The following is a 21,782-nucleotide window of genomic DNA, read 5'->3' on the forward strand; positions in this document are numbered from 1 at the left end:
GGGACCGCGTTGTCAGTGGGCGCCGATAGCCTTTTCGACATGCCCGCTCGTATCACCGATCCCGAGCAGCTCAAGGAGATCCTCGGGATTCCGTTCACCCCGGAGCAGACGGCCTGCATCATCGCGCCGCCTGCCCCGCAGGTGATCGTGGCCGGGGCGGGCTCCGGCAAGACGACCGTGATGGCCGCCCGGGTGCTGTGGCTGGTCGGCACCGGCCAGGTCGCCCCCGAGCAGGTGCTCGGCCTCACGTTCACCAACAAGGCGGCCGGTGAACTGGCCGAGCGGGTCCGCAAGGCCCTGGTGAAAGCGGGCGTGACCGACCCCGACGTCATCGACCCGGACAACCCGCCCGGCGAGCCGGTGATCTCGACGTACCACGCCTTCGCGGGCCGGCTGCTGACCGACCACGGACTGCGCATCGGCCTGGAGCCGACCTCCCGGCTGCTCGCCGACGCCACGCGGTTCCAGCTCGCCGCGCGCGTACTGCGCGAGGCCCCCGGCCTCTACCCGGCGCTGACCCGTTCCTTCCCCGACCTCGTCAGCGACCTCCTCACGCTCGACTCCGAGCTGGCCGAGCACCTCGTACGGCCGGAGAGCCTGCGCGCGTGGGACGCCGAACTGCTGCTCTCCCTGCACGACGCCACGCTCACCAACGCCGATCTGCGCAAGGTGCCCGACACGGCCGCCGCCCGTCGCGAACTCGCCGAGCTGGTCCTGCGCTACCGCACCGCCAAGCGCGAGCGCGATCTCCTCGACTTCGGCGACCAGATCGCCCTCGCCGCCCGGCTCGCCCAGCTCCCCGAGGTCGGCCGGGTGCTGCGCGAGGAGTTCCGCGTGGTGCTCCTGGACGAGTACCAGGACACCTCGGTCGCCCAGCGCGTCTTGTTGGCCGGGCTGTTCGGCGGCGGCACCGGCCACCCGGTCACCGCCGTGGGCGACCCCTGCCAGGCGATCTACGGATGGCGCGGCGCCTCCGTCGCCAACCTCGACGACTTCCCCGAGCACTTCTCCCGCGCCGACGGCAGCACCGCCACCCGCCAGGCGCTCAGCGAGAACCGCCGCAGCGGCGGACGCCTCCTCGACCTCGCCAACGGCCTCGCCGAGCCGCTGCGCGCCATGCACGCGGGCGTGGAGGCTCTGCGCCCCGCCCCCGGCGCCGAGCGCGACGGACTGGTCCGCTGCGCCCTGCTGCCCACCCACGCCGAGGAGATGGACTGGCTCGCCGACTCCGTCGCCCACCTCGTGCGCACCGGCACGGCACCAGGAGAGATCGCCGTACTGTGCCGCACGGCGACGGACTTCGCCCAGATCCAGGGCGCGCTCGTCGCCCGGGACATCCCCGTCGAGGTCGTCGGCCTGGCGGGGCTGCTGCACCTGCCCGAGGTCGCCGACCTCGTCGCCGTCTGCGAGGTCCTCCAGGACCCCGGCGCCAACGCCTCCCTCGTCCGGCTGCTGACCGGACCGCGCTGGCGCATCGGCGCGCGCGACCTCGCCCTTCTGGGACGCCGCGCCCGGCTGCTCGTCGCCCACGCGCGCGTCACGGACGACGGCGACGCCGACCGCAGGCTCGCCGAGGCCGTGGAAGGCGTCGACCCGGCCGAGGTGATCTCCCTCGCCGACGCCCTCGACACCTTCCTGGAGGGCGGCGGGGAGGACGACGCGCTGCCGTTCTCCGGCGACGCGCGCGTGCGCTTCGCCCACCTCGCGACCGAACTGCGCGACCTGCGCCGCTCCCTCGCCGACCCGCTCATGGACGTCCTGCACCGGGTCCTCGCGGTCACCGGTCTGGAGGTCGAGCTCTCCGCGTCCCCGCACGCGCTGGCCGCCCGCCGCCGCGAGACCCTGTCCAACTTCCTGGACGTCGCCGCGTCCTTCGCCGCCGGTGACGGGGAGGCCACCCTGCTCGCCTTCCTGGGCTTCCTGCGCACCGCCGCCCAGTACGAGAAGGGGCTGGACAACGCCCTGCCCGGCGGCGAGAACACCGTCAAGGTGCTCACCGCCCACAAGTCCAAGGGCCTGGAGTGGGATGTCGTCGTCGTCCCCGGCCTGGTCAGCGGCACCTTCCCCAGCGGCCAGGGCCGCGAGAAGTGGACAGCCCAGGCCAAGGTGCTCCCGCACGGACTGCGCGGCGACAGCGCCACGCTCCCCGACATCGAGACATGGGACGCGCGCGGGATGAAGGCGTTCCACGAGGCGATGAAGGACCACCAGCACACCGAGGAACTGCGCCTCGGCTATGTCACCTTCACCCGCCCCCGCTCCCTCCTCCTCGGCTCCGGCCACTGGTGGGGCCCCACCCAGAAGAAGCGCCGCGGCCCCTCCGACTTCCTCACCGCCCTGTATGACCACTGCGTCGCCGGACACGGCGAGATCGAGGTCTGGGCCGACGAACCCGAGGAGGACGCGGAGAACCCCGCGCTCCACCAGCAGACCGCCGACCAGATCTGGCCGCTGCCTCTGGACGCCACCGCCCTCGCCCGCCGCCGCGCCGCCGCCGCGACGGTCCTGGCCCACCTGGAGCGGGCCGCGGACCCCGCCGCCGGCCCCGGCACCCCACCCGAAGCGGACGGACCCGCCCCGGAGCCGTACCCCGACCCGGACTGGCCGGTCCCGGAGCCGTACCCCGACCCGGACTGGCCCGCCCCGGAGCCGTACGACGATCCGGACTGGCCGGTCCCGGAGACTTACGGCGACCCGGACCGGCCCGCCGTACCCGACGGCGAGGAGAACCCTTTCGGGGACGGGCACGAGTCGCCGTACGAGGGCGAGGCTCTCGACCCCACCGGCTGGGACGACTGGGACACCGACCGCCCGACCATCCCCCACCAGGCACCGGCTCCCCGCCCCCCGGCGACCGTCCCGCTCCCCGGACCCGACCCGCTCACCCCCGAGGAAGCCCGCGTCGTCGACTCCTGGGACCGCGACCTGGACGCGCTCACCGGTGAGCTGCTCCGCGCGCGGGAGGCGGTCACGGACGTTCCCCTGCCCGCGTCGCTCACCGCCTCGCAGCTGGTGCGGCTCGCCGCCGACCCCGACGGCTTCGCGCGCGAGCTGGCCCGGCCGATGCCGCGTCCACCGCAGCCCGCGGCCCGACGGGGCACCCGCTTCCACGCCTGGGTCGAGGCCCGTTTCGAGGAACTGACCCTGCCCATGCTCGACCCGGACGACCTGCCCGGCAGCGAGGCCGAGATCGCCGACGAGCGTGACCTGGAGGCCCTGAAGGAGGCGTTCGAGCGCACCGAGTACGCCCACCGCACGCCCTACCGCGTGGAGGCCGCCTTCCAGCTCGGCATCGCCGGGCGCGTGGTCCGGGGCCGCATCGACGCCGTCTACAGAACGAGCGACGCGGACAGGAGCAAGGGAAGCGGCAGGGACGGGGCCGGAGAGACGTACGAGATCGTCGACTGGAAGACCGGTCACGGCCGGGACGCCGATCCGCTCCAGCTCGCCCTGTACCGGCTGGCGTGGGCCGAGCAGCAGCGGGTGCCGCTGGAGTCGGTGACGGCGACCTTCGTGTACGTCCGCAGCGGGGAGGTCGTCCACCACGACGCACTGCCCGACCGGTCCGCGCTGGAGCGGCTGCTGCTGGAGGAACCCGGGGACGGGCCGCCCGGTGACGAACCGCACGATCGGATTGTCACTGTGGGCCGATAGGCTCGTGACCATGAGCCACCCCTCGGACGACGGAGTCCGCGCGTACATCGAGTGCCGTCGCGAAGCCTTCCTGGACGGCCTGTGCGAATGGCTGCGCATCCCGTCGGTGTCCGCCCAGCCCGACCACGCGGCGGACGTCCGGCGCAGCGCCGACTGGCTCGCCGCCAAGCTCACCGAGACCGGCTTCCCGGTCGCCGAGGTCTGGCCCACCCCGGGCGCCCCCGCCGTCTACGCGGAGTGGCCCAGCGACCACCCCGACGCGCCCACGGTCCTCGTCTACGGCCACCACGACGTGCAGCCCGCCGCCCGCGAGGACGGCTGGCACAGCGACCCCTTCGAGCCCGTCGTCCGCGAGAACCGGCTCTACGCGCGCGGGGCGGCCGACGACAAGGGCCAGGTGTTCTTCCACACCCTCGGCGTGCGCGCCCACCTCGCCGCGACCGGCCGTACGGCCCCGGCGGTCCATCTCAAGCTGCTGATCGAGGGCGAGGAGGAGTCCGGCTCGCCGCACTTCCGGGCGCTGGTGGAGGAGCGGGCCGAGCGGCTCGCGGCGGACGCGGTGATCGTCTCCGACACGGGCATGTGGTCCGCCGACACCCCGACGGTGTGCACCGGCATGCGCGGCCTCGCCGAGTGCGAGATCCGGCTGTACGGGCCGGACCAGGACATCCACTCCGGTTCGTTCGGCGGCGCCGTGCCCAATCCGGCGACGGCCGCCGCCCGCCTGGTGGCCGCCCTGCACGACGAGCACGAGCGTGTGGCGATCCCCGGCTTCTACGACGGCATCGTGGAGCTGACCGAGCGCGAGCGGGCGCTCTTCGCCGAGCTGCCCTTCGACGAGGAGCGCTGGCTGAGCACGGCCAAGTCGTATGCCGCCCACGGTGAGGCCGGGCACACCACCCTGGAGCGGGTCTGGGCCCGCCCCACCGCCGAGGTCAACGGCATCGCGGGGGGCTATCAGGGCCCCGGCAGCAAGACGATCATCCCCTCCGAAGCCATGGTGAAGCTGTCCTTCCGGCTGGTGGCCGGCCAGGACCCCGACCGGATCGAGAAGGCCGTCCGCGCCTGGACGGCCGAGCGGCTCCCCGCCGGCATCCGGCACGAGATCGACTTCGGCGCCGCCACCCGCCCCTGTCTGACCCCGCTCGATCACCCGGCCCTGCGCTCCGTGGTCCGCGCCATGAGCCGCGCCTTCGACCGACCCGTGCGTTACACGCGCGAGGGCGGTTCCGGCCCGGCCGCCGACCTCCAGGAGGTGCTGGGCGCCCCGGTGCTGTTCCTCGGCATCTCCGTCCCCTCCGACGGCTGGCACGCCCCCGACGAGAAGGTGGAGCTGGACCTGCTCCTCAAGGGGGTCGAGGCCACGGCGTACCTGTGGGGCGATCTCGCCGAGCACTGGAGCCATGCCCCCTGACAAACCTCCCGACAGGCTCCGTGACCAACCTCCCGACAGGCCCCGTACAAGCCCCCTGGCAAGCCCCGTGACAAGCCTCCTGACAAACCCCGTGACAAGCCCCGTGACAAGCCCGTCGATCGGCCCGGAACCCGCCCTGACCGGCCCACACCGCGGTCCTGTCCGGTCCCGTCCGTCCCATCCGGAGGGGTCCCACCGGGACAGCCGTCCGAGGGACCGTCGTCCGAAGGGACCGCCCGCGCGGGGCACACTGGAGACACCGCCCCGCCCGGCCGGGCCCCGGCGGGCAAGGACCCCCTCGCACCTGCCGCCCACGCCCCGTCGAACCGCCCGCCGAAACGAACCGTTGCCCTGGGGGAGTTGGAAGCACTCGTGACCACCTGGACCGACCACACCGCCGACCGACCTGTCTCGCTCACCGCCCCCAGCGGCATCGACCGCGCCGCGCACCACCGGCTCGACGAGGCGTGGCTCGCGGCGGCGTGGAGTCACCCCACGACCCGCTGTTTCGTGGTCTCCGGCGGCCAGGTCCTCATCGACGAGACGCCCGAGGGCCACACCGAACTCGTCATGACCCCGTCCTTCGAGGCCCCGCTCACCGAGGCGCACCGCTACTTCCTGGGCATCGACGGTGACGGTGTGAGCTATTTCGCCCTCCAGAAGGACACCCTGCCCGGCCGGATCGACCAGTCCGCCCGCCCCGCCGGGCTGCGCGAGGCCGGGCTGCTGCTCTCCCCGCGTGACGCCGGACTCATGGTGCACGCGGTCGGTCTGGAGAACTGGCAGCGCACCCACCGCTTCTGCTCCCGCTGCGGTGAGCGCACGGTGATCGCCGCCGCCGGACACATCCGCCGCTGCCCCGCCTGCGGAGCCGAGCACTACCCGCGTACCGACCCCGCCGTGATCATGGCGGTCACCGACGAGGAGGACCGCATCCTGCTCGGCCGCCAGGTGCACTGGCCCGAGGGCCGCTTCTCCACGCTCGCCGGTTTCGTCGAGCCCGGCGAGTCCGTCGAGCAGTCCGTGCGCCGCGAGGTCTTCGAGGAGGTCGGGATCACCGTCGGCCAGGTCGAGTACATCGCGAGCCAGCCCTGGCCGTTCCCGTCCAGCCTGATGCTGGGCTTCCTGGCGCGCGCCACCTCCACCGAGATCGACGTGGACGGCGACGAGATCGGCGAGGCCCGCTGGTTCTCCCGCGACGAGCTGAGCGCGGCCTTCGCGTCGGGCGAGGTGCTGCCGCCGTACGGCATCTCCATCGCGGCCCGGCTGATCGAGCTGTGGTACGGCAAGCCCATGCCGACCCGCACGGCGGCCTGACGGCCCGCCACTCCCGCGTCGCCCCTCCCGGGCCTTCCCGGCCCCGCCCGGACAGACGGCAGCCCCCTCCGGTGCGTACGGGAGGGGGCCGCGGTGCCGATACCGGCGTCAGGCCGCCAGGGCCTGCTTGACCTGGGCCAGGCTCGGGTTGGTCATGACGACCTCGTCGGCGCCGGAGGCGGGCTGCACACGCAGGGTCGGCACGGTCTGGTTGCCGTTGTTGATCTTCTCCACGAAGGCGGCGGACTCCGGGTCGTGCTCGATGTTGATCTCGTTGTACGCGATGCCCTCGCGGTCCATCTGGCTCTTCAGCCGGCGGCAGTAGCCGCACCACGTGGTGCTGTACATCGTGACAGTGCCCGACATGTGTCTCGCGCTCCTTCGGCGGTCCCGGGGACGGATGAGAGCGCCCGTCCGAAGACGATCGCCCGCGTCGGTGCAACGTACGCGACCCCGTCACGATTCCCGCCGGGGGAGTCCGCTGTCCGGCCCGGCGCACGGCGTCAGGGCACACGGCCCGGGTACCACTGCGACGACTCAGGCGACTCATCGGCGCGAACGACTCAGACGACTCATCGGTGCAGACGACTCAGATGACTCAGATGACTCAGGCGGCTCCAGCGGCTCCGGCGGCTCAGGCGACTCATTAGTACGACTGCGACGGCTCGCCTGTGGACAACCGGCTCACCCGTCTCCGCCGACCTGGCAGCATGGCGGTGTGACAGCAGCAACGCACTCACCCCTCTTCCCGCGGGTACCGGACACGGCCGACGCGGTGCTCGACGGGCTCGACCCCGAGCAGCGCGAGGTGGCCACCACCCTGCGCGGTCCGGTGTGCGTCCTGGCCGGGGCCGGTACGGGCAAGACCCGGGCCATCACCCACCGCATCGCCTACGGGGTGCGCTCGGGCATCCTCCAGCCCTCCAGCGTGCTCGCCGTCACCTTCACCAACCGCGCCGCCGGAGAGATGCGCGGCCGGCTGCGCCAGCTCGGCGCCCAGGGCGTCCAGGCCCGTACGTTCCACTCGGCCGCCCTGCGTCAGCTCCAGTACTTCTGGCCGAAAGCCGTCGGTGGCGGCATGCCCCGGATCGCCGACCGCAAGATCCAACTCGTCGTGGACGCCGCCGCCGCCTGCCGGATCCGCCTCGACCGCAGTGAGCTGCGGGAGGTCACGGCAGAGATCGAGTGGTCCAAGGTCACCCAGACCGTGCCCGCCGACTATCCGCTCGCAGCCGCGAAGGCGGGCCGCGACACCCCCCGCGCCGCGGCCGAGATCGCACAGGTGTACGCGGCCTACGAGGATCTCAAGCGCGCCCGCGCGGTCATCGACTTCGAGGACGTGCTGCTGCTCACGGTCGGCATCCTCCAGGACCGCCACGACATCGCCGAACAGGTCCGCTCCCAGTACCAGCACTTCGTGGTGGACGAGTACCAGGACGTCAGCCCGCTCCAGCAGCGCCTCCTCGAACTGTGGCTCGGCGAACGCGACGACCTGTGCGTCGTCGGCGACGCCAGCCAGACGATCTACTCGTTCACCGGAGCAACCGCGGACCATCTGCTCGACTTCCGCGTCCGCCATCCCCGCGCCACCGTGGTCAAGCTGGTGCGCGACTACCGCTCCACACCCCAGGTCGTCCGGCTCGCCAACGGACTGCTCGCCCAGGCCGCTGGCCGGGCCGCCGACCACCGGCTGGAACTGATCTCCCAGCGCCCCGCCGGACCCGAGCCCGTCCACACCGAGTACACCGACGAACCCGCCGAGGCCGAGGGCGCCGCCCACCGCATCCGCGCCCTGCTCGACTCCGGGGTCCCGGCCGGTGAGATCGCCATCCTGTTCCGTGCCAACGCCCAGTCCGAGACCTATGAGCAGGCACTCGCCGACGCCGGGATCCCGTACCAGCTGCGCGGCGCCGAACGCTTCTTCGACCGGCCCGAGGTGCGCAAGGCCGGGATCGCGCTGCGCGCCGCCGCCCGCTTCGGGGGCAACGACGCCCTGCTGGACGAAGTCGTCGACCTGCCCTCCCAGGTCCGTGCCGTCCTCTCCGGCGAAGGCTGGAGCGCACAGCCCCCCGCCGGTTCCGGCGCGGTCAGAGAGCGCTGGGAGTCCCTGGCCGCGCTGGTGCACCTCGCCCAGGCCTTCGCCGCCGCCAGAGCCGACGCCACCCTGGGCGACCTGGTCGCCGAGCTGGACGAGCGGGCGAGTGCCCAGCACGCCCCGACCGTGCAGGGCGTCACCCTCGCCTCCCTGCACTCGGCGAAGGGCCTGGAGTGGGACGCCGTCTTCCTGGTCGGAGTCGCCGAGGGCATGATGCCGATCACCTACGCCAAGACCGACGAGCAGATCGAGGAGGAGCGCCGCCTCCTCTATGTAGGGGTCACCCGCGCGCGCGAGCGGCTCCATGTCTCCTGGGCGCTGTCCCGCTCGCCCGGCGGACGGCCCAGCCGCCGCGCCAGCCGCTTCCTGGACGGACTGCGCCCCGGCTCCTCGGCGGCCACCGCCCGCGCGGGAGCGGGCGGCCCGGGCGGTGTGGAGCGCGGCAGCCGGGGCCCGGCCGGTACGGTCCCCCGACGCGGCCGGCGCACCCCGGCCCGCTGCCGCGTCTGCGGGCGCACCCTCATCGAGGCCGGTGAGATGAAGCTGATGCGCTGCGAGGAGTGCCCCTCCGACATGGACGAGGGGCTCTACGAGCGGCTGCGCGAGTGGCGCGCGGACATCGCCGCCCGCAGCGGACAGCCGGCGTTCTGTGTGTTCACCGACAAGACGATGATCGCGATCGCGGAATCCGGTCCGGAGGACGAGGGCGAGCTGGCCCGGATCTCCGGCGTCGGCCTGCGCAAGCTCCGCCGCTACGGAGCGGATGTGCTGGCCATCTGCGCAGGCCGCGACCCCGTGGAGGCGCCCGACGAAGCCGATGAGAACTCGTCGAGAAAATAGTTTGCGCAAGGCCCGACCATGCCCATAGGTTCTTACACACGCGAACAGCGGCCTTCTCGAAGGCCCTGATCCCGTGTTCTACTTGCATATCCGACGGGTTGGTTCACCCCAGCCCCCGATACGCCGAGAGGAGGCGAGTCCAGTGATCACCATTAACACCAGCTTCAGCAGCCGCACGGTCGAAATGACCGATCGCTCGACCGTCTCCCTGTGCATGCTCGGCGTCTCGAACCCGGGCACCGGTCTGTCCGGCGCCCCTGTCGTGCGTCTGGCGTCCTCCCTGTCCGTCGTGGGCCTCCCGGTTCGCGAGGGCAATGAGCGACCGACCAAGGCACCGGAAGCGGCAGTGATGGCACAGGCACGCGCCTATGCCTTTGCGGCGCCCGGTGCCGGATTCCGGAAGCAGACGACGCAGCACCACCAGATGTGGGCCTTCCGTGGGCCAGAACCCTGGAGTGATCCAGCCTGATCGGCGATCAGGCCGGCGCCTTCCAGGGCCGCGGAACCCCACCCGGGATCCGCGGCCCTTCTGTTTTCCCCGAACGGGGAGAACGGACCGAAGGGACCTCGGGACCAGCACTGAACCCGGTACCAAGCCGACCCCGGCCCACCCGGCCGGACCGACCAGACGAGGAAGACGAACCGTGCAACTCGAAGCGCACGCCCCGTCCGTACCGCCTTCCCAAACGATGCCCCCGCCCGGTCTCACGAAGGACTCCACCTTGACCCCGCTCACCGCGCTGACCGCGCTCGACGACGCCATCGAGAACCTCGGCGTGCCCGTCCCCTGCCGTTCCTACGACCCGGAAGTCTTCTTCGCGGAGTCCCCGGCGGACGTCGAGTACGCCAAGTCCCTCTGCCGCACCTGCCCGCTGATGGAGGCGTGCCTCGCCGGTGCCAAGGAGCGGCGTGAGCCGTGGGGCGTCTGGGGCGGCGAGCTGTTCGTCCAGGGTGTCGTGGTCGCCCGCAAGCGTCCGCGTGGCCGTCCGCGCAAGAACCCGGTCACAGCATGAACGCCGCAGGAACGATCGATCGCCCCCTCACGCTCGACCCCAGGAAACAGGCCCCGATGAAACCGTCCGCCAACGAGCCCACCGGCTCAGCGACCGAAGACGTCACCACCACCGGCGCGAACGACTCGCGCCAGAACAGGACCCGCGAGATGCAACTCATCCCAGAAGCACTGGCTCGTGCCCGAATGCACGACCAGCTGCGTGAAGCGGAGCAACAGCGCCGGGCCGCGAGCCTGGTGGCTGCCCGCAGGATGCAGCGCCGGGCCGAGCGCGCCTCGATGCGTGCCCGCCGAGCGCTGGCCATCGCCGTCATGCAGTGACGACTGACTACTGACCAGTGACCAGTGACCAGTGACCAGTGACCACTGGCCAGTGGACCACTGATCAGTGATCCGTACTCACCTGAAGCGGTGGCCTCCCTGACCGGGAGGCGAAGGCTTCCCGCGGGGGTCGGTCCGTCCGAACGGACCGACCCCCGCGGTGCGTTGTGCCCCGTTATCTCCCGATGGCGGGGGTATCGTCAGCTGATGACGCGTAGGACCGGAGGCAGTGACGACGGCGGCTCGGCCGGGCCGTCCCCGACTCTCGTGTGCGCCCGCTGCGGCAGCCCCGCCGAGGGGCCGGCGGCGTTGTGGACCTGCTCCGTGGAGAACGGTGCCCGTCGGTACTTCTGCGACGCCTGCTCACGGGAGCACCTCAGAGCGATCGAGGGGCGGCTCGACTCGGCCTGGTGGTAGGGAGAACACCCTCGCCCTCACCCTCACCCTCGTCCTCGTCCTCGTCCAGGACGAAGCCCGGGAGCCACTCCTCCAGTTCCTCCCGCAGCCGTACGGTCGCGTTCAGTTGGCAGAGCACGCCGATGGTGCTGAGGGTCACACGGTGTATCAGCAGATAGGCGGGCGGCAGATTGAGCTGCTTGCCGAGCTGGTAGGCGGGGGAGCGGACATCGGCGATCCGGGCCGCCTGGCTGCGCATCCAGCCGCGGGTGAAAGTGAAATCCGCCACACGGGCCGGTTCGATAATCGGCAGCAGATAGTCCAGGACGGCCTCCGGGTCCAGCTCTATCGACTCCTTGACGAAGCCCTCGGAGCACAGCAACTCGTAGACCGCCTCGGCCTCGTCGTCCAGGGTCAGCCGCAGGCTGTGGCCGATGGGGGCGGGCAGCCCGCCGGGCAGCCGGTCGACCGTGCCGAAGTCCAGGACACCGAGCCGCCAGCGGCTCACACCGTCCCCGCCGTCGTCACCCTCGTCACCCTCGTCACTCTCGCCGTCCGGGGTGACGGGCAGCAGCCGGAAGTTGCCGGGGTGCGGATCGGCGTGCAGCAGGCCCGTACGGGCGGGGCCGGAGAACAGGAAGCGGGCCAGAAGCTGACCGGCGCGGTCGCGCTGCTCCTCCGTGCCGTCCGCGATGACCTCCGACAGCGGGATCCCGTCGATCCACTCCGTGACCAGCACCTGCTCGCACTGGTGGACCACGTCCGGGACGAGGACGTCCGGGTCGTCCGCGAACTCCTCGGCGTGCGCCCGCTGCGCCTCGGCCTCCAGGGCGTAGTCCAACTCCTCGGCGACCCGGTCGCGCAACTCCGCGAGCAGCGGCTTGATGTCCATCCCCGGGATGAGCGGCCCCAGCAGACGGGAGAAACGGCTCAATTGGGTCAGGTCGGACAGCAGGGCCTCGCCGGCCCCGGGGTACTGGACCTTGACCGCGACTTCTCGCCCGTCGTGCCACACCCCCCGGTGCACCTGGCCGATCGACGCCGCCGCCGACGGTTTGTCCTCGAACTCCAGGAACAGCTCACGCCAGTCCTCCCCGAGCCGCTCGCTGAGCACGGCGTGCACCGTGCGGGTCGGCATCGGGGGTGCCGCCTCCTGGAGCTTGGTCAGTGCCGCCCGGTACGGTCCCGCGATCTCCTCGGGGAGGGCGGACTCGAAGACGGACAGCGCCTGTCCGAACTTCATCGCACCGCCCTTCAGCTCACCGAGCACCTTGAAGAGCTGGTCCGCGGTGCGCTGCTGAAGCTCGCGGCCGACCAGTTCGGCCGACTCGCCCACGATCCGCTTGCCCAGGCCCCACGTGGCCCGTCCGGCGAATCCGAGCGGGAGCGCGGCGAGCTTGGCGGTCCGGGTGACCGCCTTGCGGGGAAGATCAGACATGCGCCCTCCAAGTGCCGGACGGCCGCGCCGTGCCTGGCGTACGGAACGACTTCGTCGACGACCGTTGCCCTGCCATTGTCGCGTGCGGTGCGCCCTTCTCAGAGGGGTGTTCCGTCTCACCTTTCCGCGTCGTCCTCTCATGGGTCTCCGCAGCGGTCCTCCCGGCCCTCTCGCCGGCCGGTTCCACCGCCTCTCCTTCCGCCGCCTTCTCCGCGGCGCCGCACGGGCACGAGGGGTGCGGCAGGACCGGCCGGGCGTGCCACTGGAGGACCGGCAGCGACACCTCCCAGCGGACGCCCGCGCCCGACGGCGTCCGTCCGTCGAGGAAGGCCAGCGCGTGCGCCGCGGCCAGGCCCGCGACCGTCATGGCCAGCGTCAGATCGCAGGCGCCCACCCGGCGCTGCCGCCCCGAGCGCCACTGGGCGACCAGCCGGGGCCAGGTCGGGTCGCGGTCGGTACGGGACTCGTGGAGACAGCCCGCGCAGCCGGTCACCCCCGGCAGCACCAGCGGGCCCACCACCCCCGTCGCCTCCACCACACCGGCGTACAGATGCGGCGTACCGGAGGCGAGGAAGGCGCGGACGGATTCCGCGGCGGGCGCGTGGACGGCGACGTCGTCCCTCGGGGCGAGGACCACCAGGGACAGCCCGGGGTCACCGTCCGGCCCGGCCGGGCCGGGGGAGCGGCGCGGGGGCCGGTCGGGCGCGGCGCGCAACGCCGCACGGCGCGCCGACTCCGCCCGGTGCTCGCCCACCGACTCGGCGGGCAGACCGCCCGGCGCCACGTCCCACGGCTCGACGGTGCCGATGTCGCGTACGTCCACCTCGCCGACGCCCGCCCCGGACAGCAGCGAGGCCACCACCGCGCCGACCCGGCCCGCGCCCAGCACCCGGACCCGCATCGCCCGGCGGGCCGCCAGCCGGGCGAGGGCGTCACCCGGCTCGGAGGTGGTCACCGACAGCGACGCGAGATCGGGGCGCAGCCGGTCGAGCACCTCCTGTTTCGCGCGCAGGGCGTCGGCCCGCGGACCACCCCCGCGCGCGTCGTCCAGCAGCCCGGACCGGGCCAGTCGGTCGACCACCGCGTCCGCGTGGCCGTCCGGGAGCCGCATGCGGCGGGCCTCCTCGCGCAGCAGCGGCAGTCCGCGCGTGCCGTTGATCAGGTCCAGGAAATGGGCCGTCGCCGGGTCCACCGGGCCCAGCGTCATCGCGTGCGCCGGAGCCAGCCCGAACTGAACGGTGTTGAGATCGCGCCAGCCGCGCCGCAGCGCCGGCTTCACCATCGGATGCATGACAGGTCCCCCCCGTGGTCCCAGAAGTGCCGTGGAACATTCCGTTCGCCGGTGGAACCGTGGAACCCACGGGACCCCGCGGCCACCGTGGAGACCCACGGGAACCCGCGGGAGACCACGGGAACCCGCGAGACCTGCGGAAACCCACGGGAGGCGCGGAGAACCCCCTCGCCGGTCCGCGCTCCTCCGACCTGCCTCAGGATGCCCGGCCACGCGCAGCGGGGCGGAAAGTTGTCCACAGGCACCGGGTGTTCGTCGTACAAATCAGACGCTTGGTGGGCGATCGGAAACGGAACGGTTCCCGAGTCAAGACTTCACTCATGTGCAGCGGGTAACGTCGGGGCGTGTCCGCCGATCCACTCCACCGCGCCGGAACACCACAGCGCCGTACGTCCAGCCAGCCGCCGAGCGGCCCGGGGGCGAGCGCGATCGAGGTGCGCAGAAGCACCCGCCGACGACGGACGGTCTCGGCGTACCGCGAAGGCGATCGCACCGTCGTCCTCATCCCTGCCCGGATGTCCGAGGCCGAGGAGCAACGCTGGGTCGGCGTCATGCTGGACAAGCTCGCCGCCCAGGAGAGCAAGCGGATGCTGGGCGACGCCGAACTGACCGAGCGCGCCGAGCGGCTGTCCGAGCAGTACTTCGACGGCCGGGCCCGCCCCGCGTCCGTGCGCTGGGTCACCAACCAGAACACCCGCTGGGGCTCGTGCACCCCGTCCGACGGCAGCATCAGGCTCTCCCACCGGTTGCAGGGGATGCCCGAGTACGTCGTGGACTACGTCCTCGTCCATGAACTCGCCCATCTTCTGGTGCCGGGTCACGGCCCGCGGTTCTGGCGGCTGCTGGAGGCGTATCCGCGTACCGAGCGGGCGCGCGGTTATCTGGAGGGCGTGGTGGCGGCGGAGCGGCTGCCCCATCTGCCGGGCGCGCGGGAGGAATGAGCGAGGTCGTGGGCCGACCGCTCTGTACCGGGTCTGTACCGACTTCAACCGTTGTCCGGGATTGCCGTTAGCCTGACGCGACGCACTCGCATTCGGGATGGGGGACGGTCGTAACGCATGGCCAGGGAATTCCAGCGCGGCCACAAGGCCAGGATCAGTGACCTCACCGCGGGGACGGATCTGTACGTAGGTGTGCAGATATCGGGCCCCGGGCTGAGCTTCGACATCAGTTGTTTCGGACTCGACTCCGACGAACGGCTCTCCGACGACCGTTACTTCATTTTCTTCAACCAGCCGAAGTCCCCCGAGGAGTCCTTGCAGCTCCTGGGCGAACAGGCCGGTGACACGGAGTCCTTCCGGGTCACCCTCGACCGGATCCCGCCGCAGATCCAGAAGTTGTCGTTCACGGCGACGCTCGACGGCGACGGACAGATGTCGCAGGTCGCGCCCGGATATCTGCGTATCGTCGCGGGCGGCGAGGAAGTGGCCCGGTACTCCTTCGACGGCTCCGAGTTCTCCACCGAACGGGCCGTGATGCTGGGCGACTTCTATCTGAAGGACGTCTGGCGGTTCGCGGCCGTCGGCCAGGGATTCGACGGTGGGCTGGACGCGCTGCTGAAGAACTTCGGCGGCGAGGTGATGGAGGAGGAGGCGCCCGAGGAGCCCGCCCCGCAGACCGACCCGGCCCCCGGTTTCGCCGCGCCCGGTTTCGCGCCGCCCGCCCAGGCCGCCGCGCCGCCGCCCGCGTTCGGCGCCCCCTCGGCACCGGCCCCGACACCTCCGCCTGCTCCCGCCCCGGCACCGGCCCCCACCCCGCCGCCCGCTCCGGCGCCCGCGCAGGGCTTCGCCCCGCCGCCCGCAGCGACGCCGCCCGGGGCCACGCCGGACGTGCACGCCGCGCAGACGGTCGTAGCGCCCCTCACCACCCCACCCGCCGGTACGGTTCCGCCGCCCGCCACGGCCCCGCAGGCCCCACAAGCCCCGCAGGCCCCACAGGCCCCGCACGGCGGTCCCTTCACGCCCCCCGGCGGTACGGGCGCCCCGGCCGGAGGCCCCTTCACGCCCGCGCCCGGTACCGGCGCCCCGGCCGGAGGCCCCTTCACCCCCGCGCCCGGTACCGGCGCCCCCGCCGGAGGCCCCTTCACGCCCCCGGGCGCCCCCGTGGGCGGGCCGTTCACGCCCCCGCCCGGCGCTCCGGCGTTCCCCGGTCAGGCCCAGCCCTTCGGCGGCGGTGTCCAGCTCGCGCCGGTGCCGCCGGAGGCCGGGCTGCGCAACGTCCTGTCGCGGTACGCGGAGGCGCCCGTCGGTGACCGCTGGACCGAGCAGAACCCCGAGCTGGTGCGCGCGACCCTCACCAAGGGCGCCAACATCCTCGCCAAACAGGGCAGCATGGTCGCCTACCAGGGCGACATCGACTTCGCCCACAAGGGCTCCGGACTGCTCGGCAAACTGACCGGACAGCTCACCGGCCAGGGCATGGCCCTGATGCGCTGCTCCGGCGACGGCGAGGTGTTCCTCGCGGACGAGGCCAGCCGGCTCTTCGTGATCCGGCTCCAGGGCGAGCAGATCTACACCAGCGCGCGCGGAGTGCTCGCCTTCGACGAGGCCCTGGACACCGAGATCCGCCGGATCGAGGGCGCGGGCCTGCCCGGCGGCGGTCTGTTCAGCATGCTCTTCTCCGGCACCGGCGCGGTCGTCGTCAAGACCCGCGGCGTACCCGTCGTCCTGCCCGTGGGACCGGCCACCTATGTGGACGGCAACGCCGTCATCGCCTGGTCCGCGGGCGCGCAGGCGGTCACCACGACCTCGCTCAGGCTGCGCCGCTCCGGCTACGCCCGGCAGACCTCGGAGGCGGTCAACCTCCAGTTCCGGGGAGCGCCCGGCAACTTCGTCGTCGTCCAGCCCTTCGAGGTGTGAGGCAGCCATGGACCTCCAGTCACTCCACGCGCAGCGTCCCGCGCCGACCGGCGTCCGGATGGGCGTGCACAACTCCAAGACGCTCAAGGTGACCATGGTCACCGGCCAGGATCTGTACGCCAAGGCCGGATCGATGATCGCGTACGACGGCTATGTGCAGTTCGACGGGGCCCCCGGCACCCTCCGTCGCACCGCCGAGGAGATGGTCACCGGCGAGGGCGGCAAGCTGATGCTCTGCCGCGGCGACGGCGAGCTGTACCTCGCGGACTACGGCGGCGAGGTGCTCGTGGTCCATCTCGACAACGAGGCCATCTCCGTCAACGGCCCCACCCTGCTGGCCTGCGACGCCTCGCTCGGGCTCACCATCGAGCCGGTCAAGGGCCTCGCCAAGCTCTCCGGCTCCGGCCTGACCAACCTCGTCATCCGCGGCACCGGCTGGGTCGCCCTGGTCACGCGCGGGATGCCGATCTCCCTGGACTGCGCCGAGCGCGAGACCTACGTCGACCCGGACGCGCTGATCGCCTGGACCGACGGCCTCGACATGAAGGCCCGCCGGACCATGAAGGCGAGCGCGCTGATCGGCCGGGGCAGCGGCGAGGCGTTCCAGATCGGGTTCAAGGGGCAGGGCTTCGTGGTCGTCCAGCCCAGCGAGGACACCGGCGACCGTTTCAAGATCCGTGGCTGACCGGGGCTGAGAGGAACACCAGGACACATGCACAGCACACTCTTCGCGCACATCCCGGTCGAGCACAGCACGCGCTACACGCTGCAGAACCCGCAGCTGCTCAAGGCCGACGTCTCGCTCGGGAGCGGCCCGGCGCTGGCCCGGCAGGGCGCCATGGTCGCCTTCGAGGGACAGGTCGAGTTCAAGAGCCAGTACCGCGACCGGAGCTGGCGCAACATCGAGCGGCTGACCGACGAGCAGCTCGACCTCATGCGCTGCAAGGGCAACGGGATCGTCTACCTCGCCAATTTCGCGCAGTACCTGCACATCATGGAGGTCGGCCGCGGCATCACCGTGGACTCCTCCTCGGTCCTCGCCTTCGACGGCTCGCTCGATGTCGGCATCGTCGCCGTGGACAGCGCGGTCGAGATCGCCTCGGCGGGCGCCTACAACCTGGAGCTGTCCGGTACCGGGCAGGTCGTCCTGATGACCTCCGGTGAACCGCTGGTCCTGGAGGTCACGCCCGAGCGGAACATCTGCTGCGACTCGGACGCGGTCATCGCCTGGTCCACGTCCCTGCGCACCCAGCTCCAGGCGCCCACCTCCACCTCGGCCGTCTGGCGCCGCCGCGGTTCGACGGGAGAGGGCTGGGAGATGCACTTCTCCGGCACCGGGCATGTCCTGGTGCAGCCCAGCGAACTGCTGCCGCCGCAGCACGTGCGCACCTCCGGAGTGCTCGGCCAGTTCGGCATGGGCTCGGGCGGCCTGAGCGGAAACTCGCTCGGGGGCAGCCGCAACTGACCCGGCGGGCCACACGCACCCCCACGAGTAAGGGGCGATCTCTATAGAGGTCGCCCCTTACCCGTCGTCCCTCAGCCCCCGCCCCTTACCCGTCGTCCCTCGCCCGGCGGGCGTCGCCCTGTCAGAGCCCGCGGGGAGGCCGACCGGCCCTGCGGGGAGGCCGACCGGCCCGGCTCACTCGCCGAGCCGCGCCCGTGTCGCGTCCAGCAGTCGTACGACGGAGTCGTCCGCCACGTCCGCGACCTCGGCGTACGGGAACCAGCGCACGTCCAGCGACTCCTCGCTCACCGCGTGCCGGGCGTCCGGGGGCGGCAAAACCGCGTACTGGACGTCGTAGTGCCAGTGGCAGGGCGCGGGGATGGGATGGCGGTCCAGGCGCACCGGGCCGCCCGGGACCGGGGTCAGGCCCGTGATGCCCGACTCCTCCGTGGCCTCGCGCAGGGCCGCTCCCCGCAGGGTGCTGTCGCCGGGCTCGCAGTGGCCGCCCATCTGGAGCCACATCCGCAGCTTGCGGTGCAGGGTGAGCAGCACCTGGCCGCGTGCCGGGTCGATCACCAGCGCGCTCGCCGTGACATGTCCGGCGTGGCAGGACTTCCACAGGCCGTCCGGGTGGGCGGCGAGGTGGTCCAGGTACGACTGGCGCAGCTCGTCCTGGCCCTCGCCGCGGCCCTCGTAGCCCTTGAGCACGAGGACCGCGTCGTCGTACAGGCTCATTCGGCTCCGTCGCCCTTGGTGTCGGTGCCGTCGTCCTTCTTCGGCTGATCCTTCTTCGGCTGATCCTGCTTCGGCTCGGCCTGGTCGGTGCCGTCCTTCTTCAGATCGGGCCCGGCGCCGGAACCCGAGGCTCCGCCGGCCGCCTCGCCGAGCATCTTGTCCAGCTCGGAGAAGTCGAGGTGCTCGCGGTGCACGAAGCCGTCCGGATCGTCCAGGTCGGAGGCGGTCGGCAGCATGTCCGGGTGGCTCCACAGAGCGTCACGGCCGTCCACCCCGCGGGCGTCCGCCAGGGACGCCCACAGCCGGGAGGCGTCACGCAGCCGACGCGGGCGCAGCTCCAGGCCGATCAGCGTGGCGAAGGTCTGCTCGGCCGGACCGCCTGTGGCCCGGCGGCGACGCAGGGTCTCGCGCAGCGCGTCCGCGGACGACAGCCGCGGCTTGGCGGCGGCGTGCACCACCGCGTCGACCCAGCCCTCCACGAGCGCCAGGGCCGTCTCCAGACGGGCCAGGGCCGCCTTCTGCTCGGGCGTGTCCTGCGGCTGGAACATGCCCTGCTGGAGTGCCTGCTGCAGCTCCTCGGGGTTCTGCGGGTCGAACTGGCCGACCACGTCCTCCAGCTTCGCGGTGTCGACCTTGATCCCGCGCGCGTAGCCCTCGACCGCGCCGAACAGGTGCGAGCGCAGCCACGGCACATGTGAGAAAAGACGCTGGTGGGCGGCCTCGCGCAGGGCGAGATACAGCCGCACCTCGTCCTTGGGCACACCGAGGTCCTTGCCGAACGTCTCGATGTTCAGCGGCAGCAGCGCGGCCTTGCCGGACGGGCCCAGGGGCAGGCCGATGTCGGTCGAGCCGACGACCTCGCCCGCGAGCACACCCACGGCCTGCCCGATCTGCGTGCCGAACATGGCGCCGCCCATCGAGCGCATCATCCCGATCAGCGGGCCGGCCATGGCCTGCATCTCCTCGGGGAGGATGTCGCCCATGGCGCCGCCCACCCGCTCGGCGACCGGATCGACCAGCTCCTTCCACGCGGGCAGGGTCGCCTCGACCCACTCCGCGCGGCTCCACGCCACGGCGATGTTCGCGCCGGACGGCAGCGAGGTCGCGTCGTCGAGCCACAGGTCGGCCAGCCGGACGGCCTCCTGGACGGCGGTGCGCTCGGCCGGTCCGACGCTGGAGTCCTTGACGCCGTCAGAGGTGCCCTGGGACACCGTCTGCCGGGCGATCTGCTTGGCCATGTCCCAGTTCACCGGGCCGCCCTCGTAGGAGAGCATCTGCCCCAGCTGCTGGAACGCGGCGCCCAGGTCGGTGGGGTTCAGTGATCCGAACATGGCGGCGAGCGGATTGTCCGCACCGGGGCCGCCGGCTCCGGGCAACCCGAAACCGAGCGGGTTGGCCGGTCCCTGACCACCACCGCTCTGCTGGTCCTTCTTCTTGCCCTCGTCGCCGTCCTCCGGCTCCTCCGGCGGAAGGCCGAATCCGAATGGGGTGTCACTCACGGGATTCCTCGGCTGTTAAGGCCACCGTTTCTTTCCGGCGGCACGACTGCCCGACAACACCACCCAGCCTAGACACCCCGGGCCGATGGGGCCTCGGTGCTTCGCCCACGGCAGCGCTGCGGCAGGATGGATGTCACCTGGTACGTACGCGTCACTCGCGCTACGTAAGTAGACAACCGCTGGAGACGCCCGGTGAGTTCCCCAGATCCACAGGTTCGCGCACCGCGAAACCATTCAACCTCTCCGTCACCACCGACCCCGACCCCGCCTCCGACCCCGGCCTCGACCCCTGCCCCTGCCCCGGCCCCGACTCCGACTCCGACTCCGGCCTCCGCGTCGGCCTCACCCTCGCGGGGGCCCGTCGTCGCGGTCACCGGCGCGGCGACCGGGGTGGGCGCCCTGCTCGTCGAGCGGCTCGTCGAGTCACCGGAGGTCAAGCAGGTCATCGCCCTGGACGAGCGGCGCGGCGAGAGCGCCGAGGCGCAGTGGCACATCCTCGATGTACGGGACCCGGCGATCGCGGACAAGCTGCGGGGCGCGGACGTCGTGGTGCATCTCGCGCTCGACCTGGACCTGGAGACCGACGCGGCGGCCCGTACGGCGTACAACGTCCGCGGCACCCAGACCGTGCTGACCGCCGCCGCGGCGGCCGGGGTGCACCGGGTGGTGCTGTGCACCTCGGCGATGGTCTACGGGGCGCTGCCCGACAACGAGCTTCCGCTGTCGGAGGACGCCGAACTGCGGGCCACGGCGGAGGCGACCGGCGTGGGCGACCTGCTGGAGATCGAGCGGCTCGCACGGCGCGCGCCCCGGGCGCACCCGGGGCTGAATGTCACGGTGGTACGGCCCGCCGTGCTGGTCGGCGGTACCGACACCGCGCTGACCAGGTATTTCGAGTCCCCTCGGCTTCTTGTGGTGGCCGGTTCGCGGCCCGCGTGGCAGTTCTGCCATGTCGAGGATCTGTGCGGCGCCCTGGAGTACGCGGTCCTGGAGAAGGTGGAGGGGGAGCTGGTCGTCGGGTGCGACGGGTGGCTGGAGCAGGAGGAGGTCGAGGAGCTGAGCGGGATCCGGCGCATGGAGCTGCCGTCGGCGGTCGCGCTGGGCGCGGCGGCCCGCCTGCACCGGATCGGCCTGACCCCGTCCCCGGCCGGTGACCTGGCGTACACGATGTATCCGTGGGTCGTCAGCGGCAGCCGGCTGCACGACGCCGGGTGGCGTCCGCAGTGGACCAACGAGGAGGTGCTGGCCGAGCTGCTGGAGGAGGTCGCCGGGCGGCACACCGTGGCGGGGCGCAGGCTGGGCCGCAAGGACGCGACGGCGGCGGGGGCCGCGGGGGCGACGGTGGCGCTGCTGGGCGCGGCGGCGGTGGTGCGCCGGGCGCGCAAGGCGCGGCGCCGCCTCTGACCGATGCCGTCCGCGAGCACTCCACAGCGGTCAGTGAAATCGGTATTCCGGAATGCGGGAGTCA

General features: G+C 72.3%; 18 protein-coding genes. 13 read left to right on the forward strand and 5 right to left on the reverse strand.

The window, feature by feature from the left end:
• Window positions 1-39 precede the first annotated feature (39 nt).
• From ACIQNG_RS03615 to nudC, 3 genes are all read left to right on the forward strand, one after another.
• Entirely contained in the window at window positions 40-3,654 is a 3,615-nt protein-coding gene (locus ACIQNG_RS03615; protein ID WP_401482447.1) for a UvrD-helicase domain-containing protein, read from the forward strand.
• Window positions 3,655-3,664: 10 nt separating this feature from the next.
• Complete coding sequence (locus ACIQNG_RS03620; RefSeq protein ID WP_401482448.1) at window positions 3,665-5,068, forward strand: dipeptidase; 1,404 nt, start codon at window positions 3,665-3,667, stop codon at window positions 5,066-5,068.
• Between the two features lie 372 nt (window positions 5,069-5,440).
• Window positions 5,441-6,385 carry an NAD(+) diphosphatase gene (nudC, locus tag ACIQNG_RS03625; RefSeq protein WP_401429897.1) on the forward strand — a complete coding sequence of 315 codons (945 nt, stop codon included), beginning with the start codon at window positions 5,441-5,443 and terminating at the stop codon, window positions 6,383-6,385.
• Between the two features lie 108 nt (window positions 6,386-6,493).
• Here the strand turns inward: nudC and ACIQNG_RS03630 are convergent, their stop codons facing one another.
• Window positions 6,494-6,751, reverse strand: coding sequence for a mycoredoxin (locus ACIQNG_RS03630; RefSeq protein WP_401429899.1), 258 nt, complete (start codon window positions 6,749-6,751; stop codon window positions 6,494-6,496).
• Between the two features lie 352 nt (window positions 6,752-7,103).
• Between ACIQNG_RS03630 and ACIQNG_RS03635 the strand changes: the two genes are divergently transcribed.
• The 5 genes from ACIQNG_RS03635 to ACIQNG_RS03655 all read left to right on the forward strand — a co-directional run bounded on the left by ACIQNG_RS03635 (window position 7,104) and on the right by ACIQNG_RS03655 (window position 11,070).
• Entirely contained in the window at window positions 7,104-9,320 is a 2,217-nt protein-coding gene (locus tag ACIQNG_RS03635) for an ATP-dependent DNA helicase UvrD2 (RefSeq protein ID WP_401482449.1), read from the forward strand.
• A gap of 142 nt (window positions 9,321-9,462) precedes the next feature.
• Window positions 9,463-9,789 (forward strand): hypothetical protein, encoded by a 327-nt coding sequence (locus tag ACIQNG_RS03640; protein ID WP_401429903.1) that lies wholly within the window; start codon window positions 9,463-9,465, stop codon window positions 9,787-9,789.
• Between the two features lie 175 nt (window positions 9,790-9,964).
• Complete coding sequence (locus tag ACIQNG_RS03645; RefSeq protein WP_401429905.1) at window positions 9,965-10,333, forward strand: WhiB family transcriptional regulator; 369 nt, start codon at window positions 9,965-9,967, stop codon at window positions 10,331-10,333.
• Entirely contained in the window at window positions 10,330-10,653 is a 324-nt protein-coding gene (locus ACIQNG_RS03650) for a hypothetical protein (RefSeq protein ID WP_401429907.1), read from the forward strand. The genes ACIQNG_RS03645 and ACIQNG_RS03650 overlap by 4 nt, the downstream gene beginning before the upstream one ends.
• A 207-nt stretch (window positions 10,654-10,860) precedes the next feature.
• Window positions 10,861-11,070 carry a hypothetical protein gene (locus ACIQNG_RS03655; protein WP_401429909.1) on the forward strand — a complete coding sequence of 70 codons (210 nt, stop codon included), beginning with the start codon at window positions 10,861-10,863 and terminating at the stop codon, window positions 11,068-11,070.
• On the opposite strand, the gene ACIQNG_RS03660 is transcribed toward ACIQNG_RS03655, so the two are convergent.
• Complete coding sequence (locus ACIQNG_RS03660) at window positions 11,030-12,487, reverse strand: ABC1 kinase family protein (protein WP_401482450.1); 1,458 nt, start codon at window positions 12,485-12,487, stop codon at window positions 11,030-11,032. The two genes, ACIQNG_RS03655 and ACIQNG_RS03660, sit on opposite strands and share 41 nt — an antisense overlap.
• The gene (locus ACIQNG_RS03665) at window positions 12,480-13,778 is read right to left on the reverse strand and encodes a TOMM precursor leader peptide-binding protein (protein ID WP_401482451.1); all 1,299 of its coding nucleotides are present in this window, start codon (window positions 13,776-13,778) and stop codon (window positions 12,480-12,482) included. Before ACIQNG_RS03665 ends, ACIQNG_RS03660 begins: the two co-directional genes overlap by 8 nt.
• A 344-nt stretch (window positions 13,779-14,122) precedes the next feature.
• Between ACIQNG_RS03665 and ACIQNG_RS03670 the strand changes: the two genes are divergently transcribed.
• The 4 genes from ACIQNG_RS03670 to ACIQNG_RS03685 all read left to right on the forward strand — a co-directional run bounded on the left by ACIQNG_RS03670 (window position 14,123) and on the right by ACIQNG_RS03685 (window position 18,101).
• A complete protein-coding gene (locus ACIQNG_RS03670) occupies window positions 14,123-14,719 on the forward strand; it encodes a M48 family metallopeptidase (protein WP_401429915.1) in 597 nt (198 codons plus the stop codon).
• A gap of 117 nt (window positions 14,720-14,836) precedes the next feature.
• Window positions 14,837-16,636, forward strand: coding sequence for a TerD family protein (locus tag ACIQNG_RS03675; protein ID WP_401482452.1), 1,800 nt, complete (start codon window positions 14,837-14,839; stop codon window positions 16,634-16,636).
• A gap of 7 nt (window positions 16,637-16,643) precedes the next feature.
• Complete coding sequence (locus tag ACIQNG_RS03680) at window positions 16,644-17,321, forward strand: AIM24 family protein (protein ID WP_401429919.1); 678 nt, start codon at window positions 16,644-16,646, stop codon at window positions 17,319-17,321.
• Window positions 17,322-17,348: 27 nt separating this feature from the next.
• On the forward strand, window positions 17,349-18,101 hold the full coding sequence (locus ACIQNG_RS03685; RefSeq protein ID WP_401429921.1) for an AIM24 family protein: 753 nt from the start codon (window positions 17,349-17,351) through the stop codon (window positions 18,099-18,101).
• A 174-nt stretch (window positions 18,102-18,275) separates the two neighbouring features.
• On the opposite strand, the gene ACIQNG_RS03690 is transcribed toward ACIQNG_RS03685, so the two are convergent.
• Window positions 18,276-18,815 carry an NUDIX hydrolase gene (locus ACIQNG_RS03690; RefSeq protein ID WP_401482453.1) on the reverse strand — a complete coding sequence of 180 codons (540 nt, stop codon included), beginning with the start codon at window positions 18,813-18,815 and terminating at the stop codon, window positions 18,276-18,278.
• Window positions 18,812-20,314, reverse strand: a complete 1,503-nt coding sequence (locus tag ACIQNG_RS03695; protein ID WP_401482454.1) for a zinc-dependent metalloprotease — start codon at window positions 20,312-20,314, stop codon at window positions 18,812-18,814. The genes ACIQNG_RS03690 and ACIQNG_RS03695 overlap by 4 nt, the downstream gene beginning before the upstream one ends.
• Window positions 20,315-20,506: 192 nt before the next feature.
• Here ACIQNG_RS03695 and ACIQNG_RS03700 point away from each other — a divergent pair, with 192 nt between their 5' ends.
• On the forward strand, window positions 20,507-21,718 hold the full coding sequence (locus tag ACIQNG_RS03700) for an SDR family oxidoreductase (protein ID WP_401482455.1): 1,212 nt from the start codon (window positions 20,507-20,509) through the stop codon (window positions 21,716-21,718).
• The last annotated feature ends 64 nt before the right edge of the window (window positions 21,719-21,782 follow it).

This window comes from Streptomyces sp. NPDC091377, from assembly GCF_044757045.1.
Taxonomy (GTDB): Bacteria; Actinomycetota; Actinomycetes; order Streptomycetales; family Streptomycetaceae; genus Streptomyces.